Below are 6,140 nucleotides of genomic sequence, written 5' to 3' on the forward strand. Positions count from 1 at the left end.
GGCCGAAGGAGCCCGGGCCGGCCCGCCCCCGCGGTCCGGCGCCGCCCACCGCCGCCCACCGCGACACCCGGCGCAACACCCGGCCCCTCCCGGACGACCGGGTGTCCGGCAGGGCGTGCGACCGCGCGCGCAGGTCACCGGCCGTGCGATCGAACCGGTCCCCCGCGTACCCCCTCGTCAGCTCCACGGGGCACCTAGAATGAGGACCCGGGTCCGCTCCGCGGGCCCGGGTCATCGGGAGTGGTCGGTCCGCGCACGCACCGGGCGTGTGCACGGGGTGAGGGAAGGGGTGGGCCGTGTCCGACACAGGCTCCGTTGCGTCCACGCTCGCGGCGAAGCTGGACCGGCTGTTCGACGTCGTCCGCCGCGCGGACCGCGAGCAGTACAGCCACGAGGAGGTCGCCCGGGCCTGTCGGGAGGCGACCGGCGAGAGCTTCTCCGCCACGTACCTCTGGCAGCTGCGGACCGGCCGCCGGGACAACCCGACGAAACGTCATCTGGAGGCGCTGGCACAGTTCTTCCAGGTCCCGCCGACCTACTTCTTCGACGACCGGCAGAGCGCACGGATCGCCGAGGAGCTGGCGCTGCTGGGAGCACTGCGCGACGCGGGCGTCCGGGACGTGGCGCTGCGCGCGGTGGCCCTCTCGCCCGAGGGCCTCGGCACGATCAGCGACATGATCGAGGCCATCGCCCGCCGCGAGGCCGGTGGCAGGTAGCGGAAATCGACGTCGAAGCGGTTCTCCCCGCGCTCCCCCGTCCGTAGGATCGCCTCCCGACCGGGGCCGGTCGGACAGCAGGGGGGCAGGCGTGGGGCATTCGCGTGGGGTCGACCATGAACTCTGGCAGCGATGTCGGGGCATCGCGGAGTCGATACCGCTTCCCGACCCGTTCGGCATCACGGCACTGACCGAGTCACTCACCCGGCTGCGCGGCAGGCCCATCGAGCTCATGCCCCTCTCCGGCCCGGCGCCCTCGCCGTGCGGCGTCCTGATCAGCACCGACCGCGCGGACTACATCGGCTACGCGGTCGACACCACGGCCCTGCACCAACAGCACATCGTGCTGCACGAGATCGGTCACCTGCTCTGCGCGCACACGGGTGGCGCGGGACTGAGCACGGTCGTGTCGCGCGTGCTGACACCCCAGCTGCCGGACGAGCTGGTCCGCCGGGTGCTCGGCCGGTCGGTCTACACGGAGCGGCAGGAGCAGGAGGCGGAGCTCGTCGCCTCGCTGACGCTGCACCGGGCGCTGCAGCGTCCCCGGTCCACCGCGATCGGCCGGCTGGCCGACCGGACGGCGCAGTGGTGGCGCACGATCGGCCGGCCGGGGCCGCGCGGCGCGGCGTGGCACGGGTGACGGGGTGGCCGACACCGGCAGCCTGCTTCGCCGGTGCCGTCAGCCGCTGGGACGACCGGGGCGGCCGGGCGCGCGCCCGGCGTGACCACCGCAGGCTGGACCCGCTCTGGTCGGCGATGAGGTCGGTGGTCCCGGAGATCGAACTCGTCACCCAGGACCGGAACGTCGGACGGGCGAGGGCCCGGCGGCAGGACATCCGGTTCGCCCTGTACCGGCGGATCATCGAGATCCGTGACGCGCAGCTGTCCCTCCGGTCCCATCTGCATCCTCACGTCCCGCTCTGGGTGGCGGAGGTGCTCGGCCCGGCCCGTGCCGAGGAGTTCGCCGTCGTGGTGGAGGCCGCCGCCATCGCCGCCGTCCTGGAGGCGGCCCGGGCCCGGCACCACTTCCCCGCCGGGCCCGGCGAGGGGTGCGTGCCGCACCCGCTGGTGGCCGACCTCCGCGAGGAGGCGGCCTGGCTGGTCAGGGTCGCCGCCGCGTACACCGGTTCGCCGGCGGTGGCCCACGTCCGCAGGCGGGTGCGCGAGGAGCTGGCCAGGGCGGCGGCGGTACCGCACTGACCGGACGCCGCCGCCCCCGCCGCCCCTGCCGCCCCCGTTGCGCGGGGCAGCGGGAACGGCAGGGGCGACGGGGGCGACGGGTGCGGCAGGGGCCGCCTGGTCCGGCGGGGCGAGGGAACGGCGCGCCCGGTGGGACGCGGGACGGACGGTGTCAGGCGCGGGCCAGCTCCGGCATCAGCTCGTACACCTGCCCGGCGGACTCGGGATCGGCCTCCAGGCAGGCGAGCAGGTCGGCCCTGGCGTTGTCCACCCGGTCGAGTCCGATGAGGCAACGCGCCCGCTGCAGCCGGGCGTCCACGTCCTCGGTCGAGTCGACCACCTCGTCGAGGAGCCGGAGCGCCTCCCCGAACCGCCCGGCGTCGTGGTGGACCACGGCCAGGTTGAACCGGATGCCGGGCTCCGTCGAGAGCTCGACGGCACGCGCCAGGTTGCTGCCGGCCGCGTCCAGATCGCCTTCCTGGTAGCGGAGTTCACCGATCAGCGCCCACGCCTGGGCGCAGCCGGGGTCGGCGGCGAGCGCGGCCGCGTAGGACTCGGCGGCTGCGGTTCCCTCACCCTCGGCGGCCAGCAACTGGCCCTTGAGGCACAGCAGCCGGGGGTTCTCCGGATCGCCCGCGAGACCGGCCCGGACGTCCTCCCGGGCGAGCCGGTACTCACCCGCCTCGAACAGCAGGGAGGCCCGGTTGAGGCGGGCGTCACGGAACTCCGGGTCGAGCTGGAGGACGTACCCGAAGTCCGCCACCGCCGCGTCGGTGTCGCCGAGTTCGGCCAGGACGTCGGCGCGGTTGAAGTAGGCCTCGGGGAAGGGTGGCGAGAGCCGGACGGCGCGGTCGTAGTCGGCGAGCGCCTGTTCCGGACGGCCGAGTTCGCGCCAGAGCATGCCCCGGTCGAAGTAGTACTCGGAGTAGTTGGGGTCGCACTCGATCACCGCGGTGTAGTCGGCGACGGCTTCGGCGTGGCGGCGGAGGCCCGCGTACACCTGAGCGCGGTTGTAGCGGAGCACGGAGCGGTGCAGCGCGTGCTCGTGCGGCTCCAGCGTCTCGTCGAGGGTCGCGATGCAGCCGTCCAGCAGCGTCAACGCCGCTTCGAGGCGGCCCTGGTGGACCTCGATCAGCGCGAGCCCGTTGCGGTTGAACACCACGCGCGCCTCCCGCTCCTTCGGGTCCGGGTGCCAGCTGGCGAAGGCGATCGCCTGGTTGACCCAGCCCCGGGCGAGCCGGTGGTCGCGCCGGTCGGTGTCGAAGTGCCGGGTGTGGAGCATCGCCGTGGCGTACGCGGCCTGCATGTGGACCTCGGGCGAGGCGCTGAGCGCCCGGGCCTCGTCGTACAGCGGCAGCGCCAGATCGGCCAGGCCGAGCGCGGCGAAGGAGGTGGTCATCTTGGTGGTGAAGGCCCACCAGTGGGTCGGGTGGCTCTCGTGGGTGACGAGCTGCCGCCCGCGCTCGCCGAGGTCCACGACGGCGTGGTAGTAGCCGAGGTCCATGCAGTGGTCGAGGGCGTGGCGCAGCGTGTCGGCCCCGACGCCCGCCGGGTCGCTGCCGTGCTCCGCGTGCCAGGCGATGGCCCCCAGCCGCAGGGACGACTCGCCGGCCGTCTCCAGCTCCGCCCGTCGCAGGTCGTGCAGCAGGGCGCGCTCGGTGGCGGGCAGGGCCAGGTAGGCGGCGATGCGGTCGGGGTCGTCGCCTGCGCCGTCCGCCGCGACGTGGGCGCGGCCGAGCGCGGCGGTTCCGGCCGCCGTCCGGGCGGCGTCCCCGGCCGGCCGTCCCCCGTCCGGCGCGTCGAGCACCGCGCAGTGGGCGGCGAGCGCGTCGGCCAGCACCTCGTTCCCGGGGCCGGCCGGACGCTCCGGCGCCTCGGTCCCGGTGGTGACCACCACGGTGAGCAGCTCCGGGTCGATCCGCCGCAGCAGGACGGCGAGGAACTCACCGTCGGTGGGGTCGGCCCGGTGGGCGTCCTCGACGATCAGCGAGCGCGGGGCCGGGCCGACCGCCCGCAGGTACGCCTCCAGGAACTCGACCAGACCGTGGGCGATCCGCAGGGTGCGCAGTGCGGAGTAGAAGCGGGTCCGCTCCTTGGGCACCGCCAGCGAGGTCAGCGTCTCGCGGGTGGCGGGCACCAGGTCGCGCAGCTCCGGCGTGGTGGAGAGGATCTCGATGTCGTGTCCGGCGACGGCCTCCGGGCAGCGCGCCAGCGCGTCGGGGACGATCGTGCGCAGGATCGACCCGACGGCCGTGTAGGGCCCGCGCAGTCGGCGGTCGGCGTTCACCAGGGCGAGGGCGGGTGGCAGGTCGAGCCGCTCGCGGGCGTCGACGCGGTCGGGACGCCGGGCGGCGCGGACCCAGTGGTGGCGGTGCTCGGCCATGACGCAGCTGCCTTTCGTGCGGTGACGTGGTGAGGTGCGGTGGGGCGGGGCGTTCGGGGGTCAGGCCGACCGGGCGGCGCGCCGCTCCCGGGCGGCCAGGACCACGACGGCGCCGGTCTGCGCGAGGGTGAGCACCATGAGGACGAGCGAGTCGAGGCGGCCCGCCGCCGAGGCGTGGCCGGTCAGCCGCAGCCACATGTCGTGCAGGAGGCGGTACGCCGTCGGCACGACGACGCCGGCGAACACGGTGAGCGTGAACGCGTAACCCACCACCATCAGCCAGGCGTACCAGCGGGCGGCCCGCCGGTCGACCGGGTGGTGGACGGACAGGTCCAGCGGCGTGCGCCCGGTGCCGCGCCGGACGGCGTTGCGCAGGACGTCCGTGGCGGCGGCGTGGAGGTTCACGGAGCCCAGGAGCGTACTGAGCAGGACGTAGAGGTCGGTCCGCAGGTAGAAGAAGCCCTGCCAGGCGAGGCGCAGCGTCGTGGCGTAGGCGACCGCGAGGCAGACCGACGCCACTCCCCGGGCGGCGCCGTGCGTCGCGTCGGCGACCAGGGTGAGGACGGCGATCGCCAGGACGTCCGCCAGCATGCCGGCCATGATCGGCAGGTAGCGCTTCCGTCTCGGCACGCTGACCAGCCCGTCGAGGGAGGTCTCCAGCACCAGGTAGACCAGGCGGCGGCCGACCGAGAGCCTCGACCGCAGGCCGAGCCGGCGGCCGGCCAGCGCGTGGAAGGCCTCGTGCAGGGCGAGCAGCGGCGCCTGGCCGAAGAACAGCATCAGCACGACGAGGGTGTAGGAGGAGCTGAAGAAGAGGTTGTCGATCCGGGGTACCAGCCGGGGGACCCGGATCATCTCGACCACGGCGAGGGCCGTCACGAGCGCGTAGCCGATCAGTGCCGGCCGGCTGAAGACGGCCCGGCCCAGCCGTTGCCAGCGCACGGGTGCGGACTCCTCCGCCGGGGCGTCGGCGGAGCGGACGAGGTCCAGGTCCACGAGCGCCTCGACCAGGTCGGCGATGTCGACGCTCTCGCCGTGCTCGGACTCGTAGCGCCGGGCGGCCTCGCGCGGTGTGACGCCGTCGGCCAGCATCCGGACCAGTTCGGCGCCGTCGGCCGGGAGGACGGCGTAGGTGTCGGTCTCCGGGCTGCCGACGGTGACCTCGTCGCCCTCCTCCAGGTAGACGAGCCGGCGCAGTGGCAGCGGACGGTCCAGGTCGAGGCCCGGGGCGTCGGAGCTGCTGTCCACGGAGGAGTGCACGGGTGTCCTCCCGCAAGGGGGTGGGCGGAGGTGGTGGGCGGAGGGGGTGGGCGAAGGAGGAGCGGCGCCGGTCGACAGTGCCATGTCGGGTCGACACCGCTCCCCCGTTTCCCCGGGAAAAGGGATCAGGCCTGCACCATGCAGTCCCACGGCAGGTACAGCGCACGCGCCGTGCTGGTCAGACGGACCGGGCCGGTCTTGCGGACGACGATCTTCTTCATGACGGACACCTCCCTTCACACTGGTCGCAGGGAAGCCATGAGCTGAGATGAATAAGCATCTGATGCTCAGTCATATCAGCTCGGCCAGGCACCAGAGTGCTGACGATGTGGTGACCGCGTCAAGGGATCGCCGCCCCCGATCCGGGGGCGCCCGGGCGATCCGGGGAGATTCCGCAGCTCGAAGGGGACGCGCGGCGCGCGACAGTCGCAACTCCGGGCCGGATCGACACGGCCCCAGGAGAAAGGTCCCTCGGCAACATATAAACTGAAATGAATGACTGGCGGAGGATGATCTACTTCAGTTGAGTGCCGGTCCGGCTTCCGGATCGCCCGCCGTGGGGCGCTCCGGAAGCCGGCGGCAGGGGTGGGGGCCCCGCCGCG

General features: G+C 73.9%; 5 protein-coding genes. 3 read left to right on the plus strand and 2 right to left on the minus strand.

What is annotated here, in order from left to right:
* Positions 1-296 precede the first annotated feature (296 nt).
* From ACFWIC_RS40445 to ACFWIC_RS40455, 3 genes are all read left to right on the plus strand, one after another.
* Positions 297-716 (plus strand): XRE family transcriptional regulator, encoded by a 420-nt coding sequence (locus ACFWIC_RS40445; RefSeq protein WP_329881470.1) that lies wholly within the window; start codon positions 297-299, stop codon positions 714-716.
* Positions 717-807: 91 nt separating this feature from the next.
* A complete protein-coding gene (locus tag ACFWIC_RS40450) occupies positions 808-1,356 on the plus strand; it encodes a ParH-like protein (protein ID WP_355405912.1) in 549 nt (182 codons plus the stop codon).
* Entirely contained in the window at positions 1,353-1,916 is a 564-nt protein-coding gene (locus tag ACFWIC_RS40455) for a DUF6545 domain-containing protein (protein WP_380522140.1), read from the plus strand. The genes ACFWIC_RS40450 and ACFWIC_RS40455 overlap by 4 nt, the downstream gene beginning before the upstream one ends.
* 151 nt (positions 1,917-2,067) lie before the next feature.
* On the opposite strand, the gene ACFWIC_RS40460 is transcribed toward ACFWIC_RS40455, so the two are convergent.
* Entirely contained in the window at positions 2,068-4,278 is a 2,211-nt protein-coding gene (locus ACFWIC_RS40460; RefSeq protein WP_329948512.1) for a tetratricopeptide repeat protein, read from the minus strand.
* A gap of 60 nt (positions 4,279-4,338) precedes the next feature.
* Positions 4,339-5,538 (minus strand): hypothetical protein, encoded by a 1,200-nt coding sequence (locus ACFWIC_RS40465; RefSeq protein ID WP_329881474.1) that lies wholly within the window; start codon positions 5,536-5,538, stop codon positions 4,339-4,341.
* Between the last annotated feature and the right edge of the window lie 602 nt (positions 5,539-6,140).

It is taken from the genome of Kitasatospora sp. NPDC127035, from assembly GCF_042726075.1.
Lineage (GTDB): Bacteria > Actinomycetota > Actinomycetes > Streptomycetales > Streptomycetaceae > Kitasatospora.